The sequence below is a fragment of the Pseudomonas sp. S11P7 genome, from assembly GCF_023195435.1.
Lineage (GTDB): Bacteria > Pseudomonadota > Gammaproteobacteria > Pseudomonadales > Pseudomonadaceae > Aquipseudomonas > Aquipseudomonas fluorescens_G.
On the sequence record NZ_JALPKS020000002.1, the window covers coordinates 2,979,196 to 2,996,360 of the forward strand.

General features: G+C 61.5%; 13 protein-coding genes and 1 pseudogene. 12 read left to right on the top strand and 2 right to left on the bottom strand.

Annotated elements, in window-relative coordinates; all coding sequences use genetic code 11:
- Positions 1-104 precede the first annotated feature (104 nt).
- Both M0746_RS13610 and M0746_RS13615 read right to left on the bottom strand, forming a co-directional pair.
- A complete protein-coding gene (locus tag M0746_RS13610) occupies positions 105-506 on the bottom strand; it encodes a ParB N-terminal domain-containing protein (protein WP_208937755.1) in 402 nt (133 codons plus the stop codon).
- Positions 507-529: 23 nt separating this feature from the next.
- On the bottom strand, positions 530-1,420 hold the full coding sequence (locus M0746_RS13615) for an HpcH/HpaI aldolase/citrate lyase family protein (protein ID WP_258449545.1): 891 nt from the start codon (positions 1,418-1,420) through the stop codon (positions 530-532).
- A gap of 614 nt (positions 1,421-2,034) precedes the next feature.
- Here M0746_RS13615 and M0746_RS13620 point away from each other — a divergent pair.
- The 12 genes and pseudogenes from M0746_RS13620 to M0746_RS13675 all read left to right on the top strand — a co-directional run bounded on the left by M0746_RS13620 (position 2,035) and on the right by M0746_RS13675 (position 17,161).
- Positions 2,035-3,429, top strand: coding sequence for a Y4yA family PLP-dependent enzyme (locus M0746_RS13620; RefSeq protein WP_258449546.1), 1,395 nt, complete (start codon positions 2,035-2,037; stop codon positions 3,427-3,429).
- A 13-nt stretch (positions 3,430-3,442) separates the two neighbouring features.
- The gene (locus M0746_RS13625; RefSeq protein WP_258449547.1) at positions 3,443-4,486 is read left to right on the top strand and encodes a PLP-dependent cysteine synthase family protein; all 1,044 of its coding nucleotides are present in this window, start codon (positions 3,443-3,445) and stop codon (positions 4,484-4,486) included.
- A gap of 28 nt (positions 4,487-4,514) precedes the next feature.
- Positions 4,515-5,675: an NAD/NADP-dependent octopine/nopaline dehydrogenase family protein gene (locus M0746_RS13630; protein ID WP_258449548.1), complete on the top strand. Its 1,161-nt coding sequence runs from the start codon at positions 4,515-4,517 to the stop codon at positions 5,673-5,675.
- 36 nt (positions 5,676-5,711) lie between these two features.
- Positions 5,712-7,562 carry an IucA/IucC family protein gene (locus tag M0746_RS13635; protein ID WP_258449549.1) on the top strand — a complete coding sequence of 617 codons (1,851 nt, stop codon included), beginning with the start codon at positions 5,712-5,714 and terminating at the stop codon, positions 7,560-7,562.
- A gap of 13 nt (positions 7,563-7,575) precedes the next feature.
- Positions 7,576-8,817 (top strand): MFS transporter, encoded by a 1,242-nt coding sequence (locus tag M0746_RS13640; RefSeq protein WP_258449550.1) that lies wholly within the window; start codon positions 7,576-7,578, stop codon positions 8,815-8,817.
- A gap of 15 nt (positions 8,818-8,832) precedes the next feature.
- The gene (locus tag M0746_RS13645; protein ID WP_258449551.1) at positions 8,833-10,017 is read left to right on the top strand and encodes an aminotransferase class V-fold PLP-dependent enzyme; all 1,185 of its coding nucleotides are present in this window, start codon (positions 8,833-8,835) and stop codon (positions 10,015-10,017) included.
- 86 nt (positions 10,018-10,103) lie between these two features.
- The gene (locus tag M0746_RS13650; protein WP_258449552.1) at positions 10,104-10,619 is read left to right on the top strand and encodes a sigma-70 family RNA polymerase sigma factor; all 516 of its coding nucleotides are present in this window, start codon (positions 10,104-10,106) and stop codon (positions 10,617-10,619) included.
- Positions 10,620-11,599 (top strand): annotated as a pseudogene (locus M0746_RS13655) (FecR domain-containing protein). It abuts the gene before it with no gap.
- 97 nt (positions 11,600-11,696) lie between these two features.
- A complete protein-coding gene (locus M0746_RS13660) occupies positions 11,697-14,111 on the top strand; it encodes a TonB-dependent receptor (RefSeq protein ID WP_258449553.1) in 2,415 nt (804 codons plus the stop codon).
- Between the two features lie 61 nt (positions 14,112-14,172).
- Entirely contained in the window at positions 14,173-15,354 is a 1,182-nt protein-coding gene (locus tag M0746_RS13665) for an ABC transporter substrate-binding protein (RefSeq protein WP_258449554.1), read from the top strand.
- The gene (locus tag M0746_RS13670) at positions 15,351-16,412 is read left to right on the top strand and encodes a FecCD family ABC transporter permease (protein ID WP_258449555.1); all 1,062 of its coding nucleotides are present in this window, start codon (positions 15,351-15,353) and stop codon (positions 16,410-16,412) included. The genes M0746_RS13665 and M0746_RS13670 overlap by 4 nt, the downstream gene beginning before the upstream one ends.
- Positions 16,406-17,161, top strand: coding sequence for an ABC transporter ATP-binding protein (locus tag M0746_RS13675; protein ID WP_258449556.1), 756 nt, complete (start codon positions 16,406-16,408; stop codon positions 17,159-17,161). Before M0746_RS13670 ends, M0746_RS13675 begins: the two co-directional genes overlap by 7 nt.
- The last annotated feature ends 4 nt before the right edge of the window (positions 17,162-17,165 follow it).

The following is a 17,165-nucleotide window of genomic DNA, read 5'->3' on the forward strand; positions in this document are numbered from 1 at the left end:
AGGATCCTTTTCATCGAGGGAAAATGGTAATCACTCCTATTGCCAGTCGATTTGCGAAAAAGTATCACCCGCAGTCGGTTTTATTTTTTTGCACCCGCTGCGGGTCAGGCGTACAGGCGCTCCAGCGGTATCGCCACCACCGGCAACGCCGGGTCAAAGGCGTGCCGGGTGGTCTTGTACGGGAACATCTCGCCACGGGCGATGGTGCGGAAAATCCGCTCCACCTCGAACACTTGCCCGGTCTGCCAGTGCCGCACGCAGACCCGCGGATCGCCGTAATCGAGCTGGATGCACGGCACCCGCTTGAGGCCCAGTTGCAGCGCTGCGGTGAAGCGGTGATTGCCATCCATCACGATGCCGCGCGAGCGCTCGACGATGATCGGCTCGAGCCAATGCCCGGCGCGGACAATCGACTCGCGCAGCAGCGTCACGTTGGCCGGATCGACCTGTTCGGACTGCAGCACTTCGCAGAGCGGCCGCAGCGCAATCTGATAACCGTGTGCCATGGTGATCTCCTGTGCGCCGTGATTCAGCAGGCATCGGCACGAACAACCGACGCGTGCTGGCGGGCGACGTCGAGCAGGCGCTGGGCGTGTTCGATCAGCGGCAGATCGACCATCTCGCCATCGACTTGCACCGCATGGCTGCCCGTGGCCACGGCGCGCATCACCCGATCGGCCCAGGCCAGTTGCCGCGAATCCGGCAGGAACGCGCGTTGCACCGTGGTCAGTTGGCCGGGGTGGATGCACAGTTTGGCGCCGAACCCCAGCGAGCGGGCGTAATGCGCGTCTTTGGCAACCACCGCCAGATCGCTGATCGCCGGTGTCACGCCATCGATCGGCGCCGGCAGATCCGCGGTGCGCGACGCCAGCACGATGCGGTTGCGCGCGAACAGAAACGCCTCGGGAATCTGGCTGCAATCGATGTCCAGGGCGAAATCCAGCGAGCCGAACGCCAGGCGCGCCAACCCTGGAATCGCGGCAATCGCCTCGACCTGTTGCAACCCCTTGGCGGTCTCGATGATCGCGACGATGTGCAACTGCGGCTGCCACGCCAGCAGGCGCTCGACCACCGCCGCCAACGCCTCCGGGCATTCGGCCTTGGGCAGGAAAATTCCATTGCAGCGTTCGGGATAGGGCATGTCGCTGAGCCAGGTCAGGTCCTGGCGAAACAACGCACTGCTGACGCTGTTCAAGCGGATATAGCGTTCGCAGCCAACGCTCGGCGTGCTCTGCTGCCACGCCCAGATCGCCGCGCGGGCGGCGGCCTTGCTGTCCGGATGCACCGCGTCTTCAAGGTCGAGAATGATCGCGTCCGGCCCTGCTTCGACGGCTTTGGCAAAGCGCTCGGGACGGTTGCCCGGCACGAACAGGTAGCTGATCGCGCGCCGGGTTTTGCAGTTGAGTCGATCCGATTGCATGGCGTTGCTCCTTGGTGTGAACCAGTCGTGGTTTGGGAAGATTCCCGCAGCCCTTGAACGGGCCTTTTCGCCTGCCGTTGCGGGGCTTGTCGCGACAACCGTTAACGCCTTTTCTATCAAGCAATTAACCGTTGTTTTTATTTGCGGGCGAACGAGTCCTTGAGCGTGTTAATACACGTTCATGGGTTCGCATTGCGCCGGGCTTTATTCAAAAATATTTGAAAACCTTACTTGATAATCGTTCCTGTTCGCAATATTGTTCACGCCGCCAACAGAAACTATCCGCGTTTCAAAGCAAGTCAGTAACACCTGGAAAATACCGATCAGCTGATGTCACTTGAACATCAGTGCTGGTATTCCAAAGAGTATTGGCCGAGAACTAATGGCCAGTTAGCACATTCGTGCAAACCTTATGGATCGGGGTTCTTATGCAAGCGCTTGATGAATTATTTATGATGCCGGGTATTTCGGATCCAACACTTGCGTTCATTTGGCATCCGCCACCCATAGAAATAAAAACTCGTATCTGACGAGCAGCGACACTTCATGACTCGATAACGGCTTGTTGTCGACATTGCTATGGCGAAGTTATTTTTCCGCGCCAGAGGTTAACTATGCCTGGAATAAATACCGCAACTTCCGAGCAGGACCATAAAGTCCATCATCCGCTCATGTTACAGCCGTTGATCGACCCGGTTATTGCCACGTTTATCAAGCACTTCCCGAATACACTTGGTAATTTGCTGGAACAACATGGATCGCCTCTGAATCTGGTCTGGCCGCATGCGTTTGAAGCGAATACACAAGCGCTGGTGAATGTGTTGAAACGGTTCAACATTGCCCACGCAATCTTCTATGGCGCCAAGGCCAACAAGTCGCAAAGCCTGCTCGGCGCCGCCGCCAATTCAGGCATCGGTGTCGATGTGTCGAGCCTTCACGAACTGCAGGACGCGCTACACGCTGCCATCCCCGGCGAGAAGATCTGCGCCACCGGACCGGCGAAAACGGCGCTGTTCCACCAGGCGCTGATCAGTGCAGGTTCGCTGATTTGCCTGGACTCGCTGGAAGAATTCGACCACCTGCGCAGCGTACTGAAAGCGCAACCAAGCCCCGTAAAATCGAGGGTTCTGCTGCGATATCGGCCGAAGAACAGCGGCACAAGCCGTTTCGGAATGGGTGCTGAAGAACTGCTCGAATGCCTGCAACGACTGATCGCACACCCCGAAATTTTCCGCTTCGAGGGGTTTCATTTTCACCTCGGCGGCTACAGCTTCGAATCCCGCGTTCAAGCGTTCCGGGAAGTCACCGGATTCGTCGAAGCGGCACGGGAAATGGGCCTCGATCCGCAGATGATCGATATCGGTGGCGGGTTGCCGATTCGTTATGTCGAGCCCCGGATGTATGCCGGCTTTTTGCAGAACGACAATAACCCGAGCCACTATTACAACCAGAAAGTTCCGGCTGATTATTACCCCTACGGCAGCGATTTGACCGCACCGCAATGGCTGACATTATTCCTCGAAGCCGAACATTCGCCAGGACTGTCAATTGCCGCTTACTTGCAGCAGAAGTCCATAACACTGGCACTGGAACCGGGACGAAGTCTGGTGGACCAAGCGGCGATTTCGATCTTCCGCATCACCCGCACGAAAAAGCTCGCCGACAACAAAACTGTCATCTTTGTTGAAGGCAGTAGTTTCAGCGCTTGTGAAACCTGGTTCGCTTCGGAATATCTGGTTGATCCGCTGTTGATCAGCGCAGAGCCACGCCCCGCTGCCCCGAGCCAAGCCTATATCGCTGGACATAGTTGTCTCGACGACGACGTCATCAGTTATCGCTTGGTCAACTTCGCAACCCGCCCCGAAAGCGGCGACTTATTGGTTTATATCAATACCGCCGGTTATCAGATGGACTTGCTGGAAAACCAGTTTCATCGCCATCCCCTGCCCCGGCGGTTGACGGCGACCTGTTGTACGGAAGGTAACTATGCGTTCACACCTGACTACTGAAGGGACTATATAAATGATCTTGAATAAAGTTTCCGATCTTATCGGTAATACACCGATGCTGGCGATTGAAGTACCGGACACCAACGCCCGGTTGTTGTTGAAAGTCGAAAAGAACAATCCCGGCGGCAGCATCAAGGATCGCATGGCGCGCAACATGGTGCTGGCGGCGCTCAAGTCCGGACGGCTGAAACCCGGCGGCGTGGTAGTCGAGTCATCGTCCGGCAACACCGGGATCGGCCTGGCCATGGCGGCGGTCGAGTTCGGTCTGCATTTCATCGCCGTGGTCGATCACCACGCCGCGCAGGACAAGATCGCGGTGATGAAGGCGCTCGGCGCCGACGTTCGTTTCGTCAAAGGCGCCTATCGCGAAGACGAAGTCGCTGTGGTCGAACGGCAACGAATGGCTGCCGAGCTCGCCGCAGAAATTCCCGGCGCGGTGTTCATGAACCAGTCCGACAATGCCGCGAACGCCGGCGGCTATAGCGACTTCGTCCGCGAAACCGTGGCTCAGGCTGAAGGCCTGATCGGTGCGTACGTCGGTTGTGTCGGCACGGGCGGTTCGATGACCGGCATTGCGCGCGGCCTGAAAGTGCACAACCCCGACACCGTGACCGTCGGCGTCGAACCGGCCGGTTCGATCGTGTTCGGTCATCCGGGCTATCCCTATTACCAATCGGGCACAGGCACTCCGGCGGGCGACACCGTCGGTCTGGTGCTCGATTACAGCTGCATCGATCTGGGCGTGCAGGTCACCGACTCGCAAGCCTTCGAAACCGCACGCTACATCGCGCGCAACTTCGCCTTGCTGGTCGGCGGTTCCACCGGCGGGGCGATTTTCAAGGCGCTGGAGCTGATTCACAAAGGTGTGCTGCGCGGCAATGTCGTGGTGCCGATTGCCGATGGCGGTGAGAAATACCTGCACACCGTGTTCGACGATCAATGGCTGCAAGAGCGCGACCTGCTCGATCCGGGCATCGGCGCACAACTGGACATCTGGCTGGGCAAGACCCAATGGCTGGAATCCGCTTCCACGCCGCTGCAATTGAGCGTCGCATGACCCACCCTTCACACAGGAACGCCTCTCGATGAATCTGTTGAAAGTCGCCATTTGTGGTGGCGGCAGGACCGGCCACCTCAACGCCATTCTGTTCAAGCAACTGGCCGATGTGCAGGTGTCACTGCTCACCCACAATCCCGAGGTCATCGAACAGCACGCACGGCAGATGCCGATGCAAGCGCTGTTGCCGGATGGCTCGTGCCTGAGCGCGCGTCTCGACCGGGTCACGGCGGATGCGCGTAACGCGGTGGAAGATGCCGACCTGGTCATCATCACCGTGCCCGCTCACGTGCGCCAGCAAACCCTGCAAGCCATCGCCCCGCATCTGAGTGCAAGCAAACCGGTGTACGTCGGCGCGATTCCGGGCTTCTGCGGTTTCGACTGGCTGGCCGAGGCGACACTGCCCGAGCGGCCGAATGTGGTGATCTGGGGCATGAAGGATGTGCCGCACACCGCGTTCGAGCTGGCTCCGGGACGCTCGATCAAAATGGGCGGCGGCAAAAGCCAGTTGTACGTGGCAACCCACGCCCGTGAATCGCAGGCGTCGCAGCATCAGCTTCAGGCCATTCTCACGCGTCTGTATGGCCCCTGCGTAACGCTGCTCGAACACTATCTGGAAATCACCCTGACGCCGGGCAACCCGATCATGCACAGCTCGGTGATCTACGGTTTGATCGGCCCGTACGGCCAGTGGCATCGCAAGATCTTCCCGCAGCGCATGTGCTGGTGGACCGAATGCCCGGAGCTGGGCGCGTACTTTCTCGAGCGCATGGACGAGGAAAGCCAGGCGCTCTGCGCGGTGATCAGCCAGCGTCTGGGCATTGATCTGTCGTCAGTGAAATCGCTGAAGCAGGAAATCATCGAGGCCTACGGTGAGCAGATCCGCGACACCAGCAGCATGCTCTCGATCCTGCGCACCAATCAGGCCTACAACGACATTCTCGCGCCGATGGTGCCGGCCGCCGACAACCGCGCAGGCTACGTGATCGAACGCGAAAGCCGTGCCTTCAACGAAGACGTCGCTTACGGCCTGGTGCTGTTGGTAGAGATGGCCCGGCGCTTCGAACTCAAGGTGCCCCACATCGAGGAAGTCCTGCAGTGGAGCGTGGCGTATATGCACGGTCTGCGCGATTCGGCCCTCGACTATTTCCCGCGCCACTGGCCATACACCGCAAGCGCTGCGGCATGACCTTTCCACTCAATTTTCGACGAGCAGACCGCTGATATGGATGACTTCAAGACACTGATCGCCTATTCCCGCCGCAACGCCATGCGCCGCCTGGTGCGCTGCCTGTTTGCGGAAAACATTCTCGACCGTGCGGCCCTGAGCTTTTCCGCTGGCGGCAATCAGGCCACTTACCCGCTCAAGGGCGGTCGCGCCCACCTGGCGTTTTCCGACATTGCCAAAGGCCCGGCCGACACCATCGTCAACGACGGTGACGTGGTGCTGGTCACCGACGAAGGCGTACGCCAGACCATCACCAGCCATCAGGACATGCTCGATGTGCTGCGCGACAGCTTCGATTTCGCGCCGACCGACGAAGGCGTGGCCGGGCTCAAGGCCGACATGGAAAACAGCCTGACCAATGATGCTCACGCCCGCCAGCACCGCCAGCAGTGGAACGCGCGGCTGCATGAGGCCGCTAAGGCTCACGGGCTCGACAGCTTCACCGATTACCTGCGCCAGCACGCGAGCACCAAAGACGCGGCGATCCTGCTCGACCAGTGGGGCTCGCTGGAAGGCCATCCGTATTACCCGACCTGGAAAGCCCGGCCGGGCTTGAGCGATGAGGAAGTCGCGCAACTGTCGCCGGAGTTCAACGCGCAAGTGCCGCTACGCATCGCCGCGTTGCGCGCCGAACATGCGCAAAGCGAAAGCATGCCGCACGTGAGCAGCTACCACGACTGGTTCGCCGCCAACTTCCCCGCGCAATGGGAACAATGGAAAGCCGCGCTCAATCGTAAGGGGCTGGATGAACGCGAGTGGCTGCCGCTGCCGATTCACGGCTGGCATTTGCAGGCCTACGTGCTAAAGACGTTCGCTGCAGAAATCGAAGCAGGGATCTTGATCACCGACGGCCCGGACCTGGCGACGCTGCCGACCATGTCCTATCGCACGATGATGCCGGTTCTGGACGTTTGCGCGCCGCTGATCAAGCTGCCGATCGCCGTGTGGATGACCAGCGAACTGCGCAGCCTGCAAGCCAAATCGATTCACATGGGCCCGCGCATCAGCACGGTGATCAGCCAGATTCTGCAGGCCGAAAACGGCTTCGACCAACGTTTGGAAATCTTTCCGGAAGAGATCGGCGTGCGCTACAAGAACGCCGTCACTCAGGACGATCATCCCGGCCGGCATTTGTCCGTGGTCTATCGCGCCAGTGCACCCGCGTTCGAACGCGCCGATGCCTGCCTGCCGATTACCGTGGCGTCGCTGTTCACCCGTTTGCCCGGCAACAGTCGCCCGCTGTTCACCGATCTGATCGAACGTGACGGCGTCCGCGCGACCGCCGCTCAGGTTGAGAGCTGGTACCGCGAATACGCGAAAGTGGTCACTCACCCGGTGGTGGCGATCTATCTGCTGTATGGCATCGGTCTGGAAGCGCATCAGCAAAACACCATGGTGCTGTTCTCTGCCGACGGCAAAGCACGCAGTGTGCTGATCCGCGATTTTGGCGATGGCCGCACCTATGCGCCGCTGCTCGAAGGTCGCGGCTACAGCCTGCAACCGCACGTCCAGCCGGGTATCCTGCCAACGGTGTTCAGCGGTGACATCGAGCCGGTGCGCATGTTTGTCCTGGATGCGGCGTTCCTCACGCACCTGCATGAACTGGCTTTGTGGCTGACCAAGGAGTATGGCTTGAACGACACGCGCCTCTGGCACATCCTGCGCGAAGAAACCGACCTCGCCTTCGACGCAGTGCGCGAGCGCGTCGCGCCGCAAATCTGGGAAACCGAGCACCGCGCGTTCGTCGAAGAGCCCTGGCCGACGCGTTCGTTGCTGCGCATGCACCTGATGCAGTACAGCAACTATCGTTTGCAACACACCCTGACCAACCCGCTCGCCAGCGTTTAACCGAGGCCGACTCATGTCCCATGCAGGTGCCATCCAGGGTTCACGTGTACGAATCCTGATTTATCTTCTGTTCGCGATCCAGCTGGTGTCGATGGGCGCGATGGAAATGAGCGGGCCGTTCTGGCCTGTCCACCTGCGTGGGCTGACCGACTCCGAAACGGTTTTCAGCTTCGCCAGCATCGCCGTGTATGTCGGGCCGATGCTGGGGATTATTCTGACCAGTGCCTTCTGGGGCCGCATCGGTGACCGCTACGGTCACAAGCTGATGATGATCCGTGCGCTCGCCGGGTTGTCATTGACCCAGTTGGGACTGGCCCTGTTCAGTGATATCTGGGCCATTCTGATTCTGCGGTTTCTGCAAGGCGCTTTCGCCGGTTACATCGCCCCGGCGCAGGCGTATGGCGTCAGTATCGAAGCGCCGTCGCGACGGGCGCGCCTTTTCGCGATCCTGCAGATTTCGACCAACGTCGGCTCGCTGCTGGGGGCCGTGGTCGGCGGGCTGATCCTCGATTACGCGACATTCTTCTGGATCAACATCATCGCTTCGGCACTGTGCGCGGTGTGTACGGTGATCGCCGCAGTGACGCTGCCGGACGTGCCACCGGTGAAAAAGGCCGTGGTCAGCGAAACCGCCACGCCCGCAAGCCGCGCCAGTCTCTGGCAAGGCTCGCCGTTGCTCTCGCTGCTCGGCGTGATGGGCATTCTGCTGCTCGCGCGCATGCTGCCGCAGACGTCGTTTTCGCTGTACGTGAGTTCGGTGTTCGAGGTGAGCAATTCGGTGGTCGGCCTGTGTTACGGCTTGCTCGCGCTGGGCTTCATTTTGTCGGCCACAGCGTGGTCACGCTATTTCGAACACCGTGGTCAGCAGGACACTTTGCAGCGCATGACCTACGTGGTGATCGGCTGCATCGCACTGACCGCAGTGGCGGGCGTCACGCGTAATCCGCTGGTGTTTGTCGTGGCGTATTTCATTTGGGGCGTGTTGCTGGGCGCGACGACGCCGGTGCTGATGGCGCTGATCTCGAAAACCGCCGACAGCTCGCAGCAGGGTCATGTCCTGGGCATCGCGCAGGGCACCGCGCAATTCGCCTCGATTGCCGGGATATCGGCTGGCGGCCTGCTCAGTCAGGTCTACGGTCTGCAGTACACCTACCTGTTCGTGTGCCTGGCCTATGGGGTCGCGCTGATCCCGATTGTCGCCCTGCGTTACTGGCCGGCGGCGATGCAACCGAGCGCCGCACCGCCCGCGGACTGATCAAGGAGTGATGTCTTGAATATTGAACAACTGCGCGCCGACACTCCCGCCGTCGCGCAACTGATCCACTTCAACAATGCCGGCGCGGCGCTGATGCCGACGCCGGTGATCGAGGCCGTGACCCGGCATATCCAGCTCGAAGCCAGCCTTGGCGGCTATGAAGCCGCCGGGCAGCAAGCGGCCGGGATCGAACAGGTCTACGGATCGATCGGGCGCTTGCTCAACGCCGCGCCGGATGAAATCGCGGTGATCGAGAACGCCACCCGGGCCTGGGACATGGCCTTCTATTCCTTGCCGTTGCAACGCGGCGATGTGCTGCTGACGTCGGCCACCGAATACGCCGGCAACTACATTCCGTATCTGCAACTGAAACAGCAGCGCGGCATCGAGATTCGCATCATTGCCAACGATGAACACGGGCAGGTCTCGTTGCCGGCGTTGCAGACGATGCTCGAGGACGAGCGCGTGGCGCTGATCTCGCTGCCGGTCATCGCCACCAACGGCGGGCCAGTGCAGCCGATCGAACAGATCGGCGCCCTGGCCCGTGCGGCCGGCGTGCTGTATCTGCTCGATGCCTGCCAGGGCGCCGGGCAGATGCCGCTGGATGTGCAGAAGATCGGCTGCCACATGCTCACCGCCACCAGCCGCAAATACTTGCGCGGGCCACGGGGTATGGGTTTTTTGTACATCGAAAAAGCGCTGTGCCAGAACCTTGAACCGGTGTTTCTCGATCTGCACGCGGCGTCGTTGCAAAACGCCGACAGCTATACGGTCCGCGCCGATGCCCGGCGTTTCGAAAACTGGGAATGCAATGTCGCGGCAAAACTCGGCCTTGGTGCGGCGGTGGAGTACGCACTGGCGCAAGGCATTGAGCCGATGTGGCTGCGCATTCAGCAACTGGCCGATCATCTGCGCCAGCACCTGGCGCAGATCCCCGGTTTCACGCTGCAGGATCCGAGCATGAACAGGTCCGGTATCGTCACCTTCAGTCATCGTCACCACAGCGCCGCGCAGGTGCAACAGTGGCTGGCCGGGCGGGACAAGCGCATCAATGTCAGCACTTCGACGTTTCGCTCGACCCTGCTGGACATGCAGCACCGGGACTTGCTGGAAGTCAGCCGCGCCTCGCTGCATGCCTACAACACCGAAGCGGAAATCGACGCGATGATCGCCGCGTTGCGCGCTTTGCCGAAGCTTTGAAAGCGCAGGCCAATCGGCGCTTGCGTCGCACAGGCGTTGTAAACTAGCATTGGGAATACTTCTCAATTGCATGAAAATCTGCAGCCATGAGCCAAACCCTTCCCGCGAATAACGACCAGCACCTGCGCGCGATCGAAGCCCTGTACAGCGGCCATCACGGCTGGCTGTATGCGACGCTGAGAAAAAAACTGGGTAACGCCATGGATGCGGCGGATCTGGCGCAGGACACCTTCACGCGCATCCTCGCCTCCCAGGTCACGGTGATCGAGCAGCCGCGCGCCTACCTCAGCTGCGTGGCCAAGGGCATTCTGGTCAACTGGTATCAGCGCAAAGCGCTCGAACGTGCCTATCTGGAGGCGCTCGCGCAGTTGCCTGCGCCCGAGGTGCCGTCGCCAGAATCGCGTTTCATGGTGCTGGAAACCCTGCATGAGATCGACGCGATGCTCGACGCCCTGCCACCGCTGGTCAAACGTGCGTTCCTGCTGTCGCAGATCAGCGGTTTGAAGTACGACGACATTGCCGTGCAACTGGGCGTGTCGTTGATCACGGTCAAGCGCTACATGAAGCAAGCCTTCGTGCAATGCCTGTTGCTGGTGGAGTGAATGTTCGCCCGGCGCAGTGAAGCGCAACCCGCTCCTCAGGCATTGGAAGAAGCCGCGGATTGGCTGATGCGCATGAGCGAGCGCGAGCTCAGCGACCGCGAACGCGGCGAATGGGAGTTGTGGAAAGCCAGCAGCCCCGAGCGCACGCGCGCGCCTGGGCCCGTGCGCAATTGTTGCAGGGCAAACTCGGCGGCCTGCCGCCGTCCTTGGCCATGTCGGCCCTCGATCGGCCGAGCAGCCCGGAACGCCGCGCAGCGATAGGCAAACTGGCGCTGCTGCTGGCGTTGGCCCCGGCGGGCTGGGGTGGCTGGAAGCTGGCGCAGACCCAGCAATGGTCAGCCGATTACCGCACATCCGTTGGCCAACAACGCGAATTGACCCTGGCCGACGGCTCAAAAATCATCCTCAACACCGATTCCGCCATCGACGTGCTGTTTGATGCCAGTCAGCGCCTGATCCACCTGCGCGAAGGTGAAATACTGGTGCAGACCGCAGCGGACATTGCAGCCATGGCGCGGCCCTTTGTGGTCACCACCCGCCAAGGCCGGATGCAGGCGCTGGGCACGCGGTTTACCGTGCGCGCGCTGTCTCCACAGACGCACCTCGCGGTACTGGAAGGCGCGGTGAAAGTCGAACTCGCGGAGAACCGCCAGCACACGCCACTGATCGTCAACGCCGGGCAACGCACCGATTTCTCCTCTTCGACCTTTGGCGCGCTCGGTGCGACCGACCGTTACGCCGGTGCCTGGAGCCAAGGCATGCTGATGGCCGACAAGATGCGCCTCGCCGATTTCGTCGCTGAACTGACGCGCTATCGTCGCGGTTTCATCCGTCTCGATCCGGCGATTGCCGACTTGCGCATTTCCGGTGCGTACCCGATCGGCGACAGCCAGCGCACCTTGAACATGCTCGCGCAAACCTACCCGATTCTGGTCAGCGGCCACTTGAATGGCTACTGGGTCATGCTCTCCCGCGCCTGAGCGGAAAAATAGTTGCCGCCGTGCTGATACTTTTTCCGCGCTCGACTGGCTATGGGGGAGATGCATTTTTTCGTCCTGTTCATAGGCTCATCCATCCATGCCCGCTGCACGCCTCCTGCGCCCGGATCGTCCGTTCAAACCCGCTATTCGCAGTGCGTTGCTGAGCCTGGTCCTGATCGCTGTCGCCTGCCCGCTGGCCATCGCCGGCGAGCCGGCGCAACTGGACACGCTCGCCCTGCGTGTCTACGACATCCCGGCCGGGCCGCTCGGTGCGACCCTGTCGAGCTTTGCCGTGGACGCCGGCATTGCCCTGTCGTTCCAGCCAGCGCTGACCGACGGCTTGAGCAGCCCGGCGCTGAGCGGCCGCTACTCGACCCAGGAAGCGGTCAATCGCCTGTTGGCCGGCAGTGGTCTGGACATGGTGCGGCGCAGCGACGGCAGTTACACGCTGGTTGCGCGCCGGGTCACGCTGGATGAAACGGCGGTGATCGGCACCGACCGGCGCAGCGACGCGCTACCGGCGGTGTATGCCGGCGGCCAGGTCGCCAGTGGCGGACGACTGGGCCTGCTCGGCAACACCGACGTGATGGACGCGCCGTTCAGTGTCAGCACCTACACCTCGGCGCTGATCAAGGATCAACAGGCCGTTACCGTTGGCGATGTGCTGGAACGCGACTCCTCGGTGCGCTCCACCGGGCAGACCGGCGGCATCGTCGACTCGTTTTTCATTCGTGGCTTTCCGGTGGGCGAAGGCAATCTCGGTGAACTGGCGTTCGATGGCGTCTACGGCGTCGCGCCGAACTACCGGGTCTTCACCGAATACGCCGAGCGCATCGAACTGGTCAAAGGGCCCGGCGCCCTGCTCTACGGCATGTCCCCTAACAATGCGGTGGGCGGCGTGATCAACGTGGTGCCGAAACGTTCGCTCGACGAAGACCTGAGTCGTTTCACCGCCAGTTACGCGATGAATGCGCAGCTCGGCGGGCATGTCGATGTCAGTCGGCGTTTCGGTGAAGAACGGCGCTTTGGCGTGCGCATCAATGGCAGCACGCAACTGGGCGACACGGCGATCGACAAGCAGTCGCGCCAGGTCAACATCGGCGCGATCGCCCTCGATTATCAAGGCGAGCGCCTGCGCACCAGCTTCGACTGGTTGCAGCAGAAAGAACGCTTCGATGCCGCCTCGCGGCCGTTTCTGATTGCCCCGGGCGTGGACATTCCCTCCGCCGCCAACGGCCGAACCAGCGTGAGCCAGGACTGGGGCTGGTCGAAAACCCGTGACACTTCGGCGCTGCTCAGCGGCGAATACGACCTCAGCGATGCGCTGACGGTGTTCGCCCATGCCGGCGGCGGCAAATCGGCGGTGGCGCGCATGTCCGACCAGACCCCGACCATCATCAACCCGGCAGGCGACACGTCTTCGACGCCCGGTTATTACAAATTCGAGGTCAAGCGCTACACCGTCGACACCGGTGCGCGGCTGCGTTTCGACACCGGGCCGGTCAGCCATCGCACCGCGGTGCAGGTCAGCCGTTATCGTGACGTGTTGTCACGAGGAATCATTTCTGCCGCGCCGATCCTGTCGAACATCTATCACCCGGTGGATCGACCCGAACCCTACATTCCGGAACCGGCCACGCCGAAAGTCTCCGAGAGCGAACTGACCGGCGTGGCCCTCGCCGACACCCTGTCGATCCTCGACGACCGCGCCCAGGTGACCCTCGGCGTGCGCCAGCAGAACATCAAATCGGACAATTACAACGCCAGCGGCGTGGTCACCACCTCCTACGACGAAAGCCGCACTACGCCGCTGTTCGGTGCGGTCATCAAGCCCTGGGATCACGTCGCGCTCTACTACAACTACATCGAAGGCCTGAGCAAGGGCGACATCGCGCCCTCCACCGCCAGCAATGCGGGGGAGATCTTCGCACCGTATGTTTCGCGCCAGCATGAAGTCGGGGTCAAGGCCGACTACGGCAGCTTCACCTCGACCCTGAGCCTGTTCCAGATCACCAAGCCCAGCGGCGAACTGGCCGCCGGGGTGTTTTCGGTGCAAGGCGAGCAGCGCAACCGCGGCCTCGAGCTGAACGTGTTTGGCGAAGTGACGCCGGGCACGCGGTTGCTCGGTGGCGTGACCCTGCTGGACGCCGAACTGACGAAAACTGCCGTGGCCGGCAATCGCGGCAACAAGCCGGTCGGCGTGCCGTCGGTGCAGGCCAACCTCTGGGCCGAATGGGACACCTCGTGGCTTGAAGGGCTGACCCTGACCGGTGGCGCCATCCACACCGGCAGCCAGTACGTGAATCAGGCCAACACGCAAAAACTCGATGACTGGACCCGCTTCGATGTCGGTGCACGTTACACCACGCGCATCGATGAGCGGCCGACCACGTTCCGCGCCACGGTGCAGAACGTATTCGATCGGGAGTACTGGTCGGGCGTTGCCTCTTACGGCGCGTTCTCCCAGGGCTCACCGCGCACTTTATTACTGTCGGCGACTGTCGATTTCTGAAACGTTCAGCGTGGCGGCGGCAGGCGCCGTGGGCCGCGCTGACTTTGGCAAAGGTTGGACCATGGCGATTTTTGATCGACGCAACCAGGCGGTTGCTGCGCTGTTACTGGCAGGCCTGTTGAGCCTGTTTTCCCTGGCGCCGCGCAATGCTGACGCCGCTGACAGCGACACCGCACGCACCGAAGTCACTGACCTGCTGGGGCGCAAGGTCAAGGTGCATCTGCCGGTCAGACGGGTGATTCTCGGCGAAGGCCGGCAGCTGTATCTGGTCGCCGCACTTGATACACAGAACCCGATCGAACGCATCGTCGGCTGGCGCAAGGACCTGATCCAGTCTGACCCGGACACCTACAACGCGTACCTGCGCAAATTCCCCGCCATCGCGAAAATTCCCACTTTCGGCGGCTTTGAAGACGGCACCTTCGATATCGAGCAGGCCATCTCGCAACGCCCGGACGTGATCATCCTCAACATCGAGGCGCAGCACGCCACCGAGGATGCGCGTTACATCGAAAAGCTCGACGCCCTCGGCATTCCGGTGGTGTACGTCGACTTTCGCAACAACCCGATGCAGAACACCGAGCCGACCATGCGCCTGTTCGGTCAGTTGTTCGGCAAGGAGCAACGGGCCGAAGCGTTCATCGATTTTCGCAACCAGCAGATTCATCGCGTCACCGACGTCATTGAAAAGCAGCACCCGCCTCGCCCGAGCGTGTTCATCGAGCGCATCGGCGGCTACACCGATGATTGCTGCCTGAGTTTCGGCAACGAAAACTTCGGCCTGTTCGTCGACATGGCCGGCGGCAACAACGTCGCGCGCGGCATCATTCCGACTACGTTCGGCCAGTTGAATCCCGAGCAAGTCATCGTCGCCAATCCGGCACACGTAGTGGTCACCAGCGCCAACTGGGAAGCGTTTGCCCCCGGTGGTCACTGGGTCGGTGTCGGCCCCGGCGCGGACATGGCGCAGGCGCGAAAAAAACTCGCCTGGTACACCCAACGCCCTGCCTACGCCGGCATCAAGGCTCAGGAGCACCAAGCCTTCCACGCAATCTGGCACCAGTTCTACAACAGCCCCTACCAGTTCGTGGCCATCCAGCAATTGGCCAAATGGTTTCACCCCGACCTGTTCGCCGATCTCGATCCGGATGCGGCGTTCCGCGAACTGCATGAACGCTTCCTGCCGGTGCCGTACGAATCGGGCTACTTCATCAGCCTGGGCGAAACCGAGGTCAAGCCATGAGCTCAATGACCGACACCGTGGAAGTCCAGCGCGAAACCTATCGCCGCCTGGTCCTGCGCAAGCGCCTGATCCTCGCCGGGCTGGTGTTTTTACTGCTGTGCAGCGTCCTGCTCGATCTGGCGCTCGGGCCGGCCAGCTACAGCCTCGGCGAAGTGATCGGTGCGCTGTTTTCACCGGACAGCGCCTCGCCGCAAGTGCGCGTGGTGATGTGGGACATTCGCCTGCCCGTGGCGTTGATGGCGGTGGCCGTCGGCGCGGCGTTGTCGCTGGCCGGCGCGCAGATGCAGACGATCCTCAACAATCCGCTGGCCAGCCCGTTCACCCTGGGCATTTCTGCCGCCGCCAGTTTCGGCGCTGCGCTGGGCCTGGCCTTCGGTGTCGCGCTGTTTCCGCTGGCCGCGCAATTCATGGTGCCGCTCAATGCGTTCATCATGGCCATGCTATCGGCGCTGTTGATTCACTTTCTGAGCATGCGCCGCGGGGTTACCGCCGAGACCATTGTTCTGCTCGGCATTGCCCTGGTCTTCACCTTCAACGCGCTGCTGGCGCTGGTGCAGTTTTTTGCCACCGAGCAAGCCGTCGCCGCCGTGGTGTTCTGGACCATGGGCAGCCTGACCAAAGCCACCTGGCCAAAACTTGGCATCATTTGCCTGGTGATCCTCATCACCCTGCCGATTTTCGCCCGCCGCGCCTGGGCCTTGACCGCCCTGCGCCTGGGCGATGACAAGGCGGCGAGTTTCGGCATCAATGTGCGCAGCCTGCGCTTTCAGACATTGATCATGGTCAGTCTGCTCGCCTCGTTTCCCGTGGCGTTCGTCGGCACCATCGGCTTTATCGGCCTGGTCGGCCCGCACATCGCCCGCATGCTGATCGGCGAGGACCAGCGCTTCTTTCTGCCGGCCTCGCTGCTCACGGGGGCGCTGATCCTGTCGGCCAGTTCGGTGGTCAGCAAGACCCTGATTCCCGGCGCGATTTTCCCGATCGGCGTGGTCACCTCGCTGATCGGCGTGCCGTTCTTCATTTCACTGATTCTCGGCGGGAAGAAAAACTCATGGTGAAGCTGCAGCTGGACAATCTGGGCGCCCGCTATGGCCAGCGCGAGATCATCCGCGGCGTCTCCACCGCGCCGTTTCTGGGCGGTCAGGTGGTGGCGGTGGTCGGGCCGAACGCGGCCGGCAAATCGACGCTGTTCAAGCGCATGGCGGGACTGATCGACGGCCCCGGCCAAGTGATCCTGCAGGACTCGAAAAAAGGCCCGACGGGAATCAGCTACATGCCCCAGGGCCTGAACGCCAGCGCCCGTCTGACCGTGTACGAATCAGTGCTGCTGGCGCGCAAGCAACTGACGCCGGGCTGGGTTGTGCATGACGACGAGCTGAAACTGGTCGACGACATTCTCGCGGCGCTGGGCATCACCGCCCTGTCATTTCGCAACCTCGGTGAACTCAGTGGCGGGCAGCAGCAACTGGTATCCATCGCGCAGACGCTGGTACGCGAGCCGGAAATCATGCTGATGGACGAACCGACCAGCGCCCTCGACATGCATCGGCAAGTGCAGGTGCTGAACTTCATGCGCAGCCTGGCGCGGCAACGCGAGGTGATCGTGTTCATCGCGATTCATGATCTGAATCAGGCGTTGCGGTTTGCCGATCAGGTGCTGGTCATCGCTGATGGCACCACCCAGGGCAGCGGCCCGAGCAGTGAGGTGATCACCGAACAGATGCTGCGCAGCGTGTACAAGGTCGAAGCACGGATCGAACAGTGCAGCCGCGGGCTGCACCATATTCTGATCGACGATATCGTCTGAGGCG

Excerpts from the sequence above, each read along its gene's own strand:
- M0746_RS13630 (WP_258449548.1), top strand. The coding sequence starts at position 4,515 with ATGAATCTGTTGAAAGTCGCCATTTGTGGTGGCGGCAGGACCGGCCAC.
- M0746_RS13660 (WP_258449553.1), top strand. The coding sequence starts at position 11,697 with ATGCCCGCTGCACGCCTCCTGCGCCCGGATCGTCCGTTCAAACCCGCT.
- M0746_RS13635 (WP_258449549.1), top strand. The coding sequence starts at position 5,712 with ATGGATGACTTCAAGACACTGATCGCCTATTCCCGCCGCAACGCCATG.
- M0746_RS13675 (WP_258449556.1), top strand. The coding sequence starts at position 16,406 with ATGGTGAAGCTGCAGCTGGACAATCTGGGCGCCCGCTATGGCCAGCGC.
- M0746_RS13625 (WP_258449547.1), top strand. The coding sequence starts at position 3,443 with ATGATCTTGAATAAAGTTTCCGATCTTATCGGTAATACACCGATGCTG.
- M0746_RS13650 (WP_258449552.1), top strand. The coding sequence starts at position 10,104 with ATGAGCCAAACCCTTCCCGCGAATAACGACCAGCACCTGCGCGCGATC.
- M0746_RS13640 (WP_258449550.1), top strand. The coding sequence starts at position 7,576 with ATGTCCCATGCAGGTGCCATCCAGGGTTCACGTGTACGAATCCTGATT.
- M0746_RS13670 (WP_258449555.1), top strand. The coding sequence starts at position 15,351 with ATGAGCTCAATGACCGACACCGTGGAAGTCCAGCGCGAAACCTATCGC.
- M0746_RS13615 (WP_258449545.1), bottom strand. The coding sequence starts at position 1,420 with ATGCAATCGGATCGACTCAACTGCAAAACCCGGCGCGCGATCAGCTAC.
- M0746_RS13610 (WP_208937755.1), bottom strand. The coding sequence starts at position 506 with ATGGCACACGGTTATCAGATTGCGCTGCGGCCGCTCTGCGAAGTGCTG.
- M0746_RS13620 (WP_258449546.1), top strand. The coding sequence starts at position 2,035 with ATGCCTGGAATAAATACCGCAACTTCCGAGCAGGACCATAAAGTCCAT.
- M0746_RS13665 (WP_258449554.1), top strand. The coding sequence starts at position 14,173 with ATGGCGATTTTTGATCGACGCAACCAGGCGGTTGCTGCGCTGTTACTG.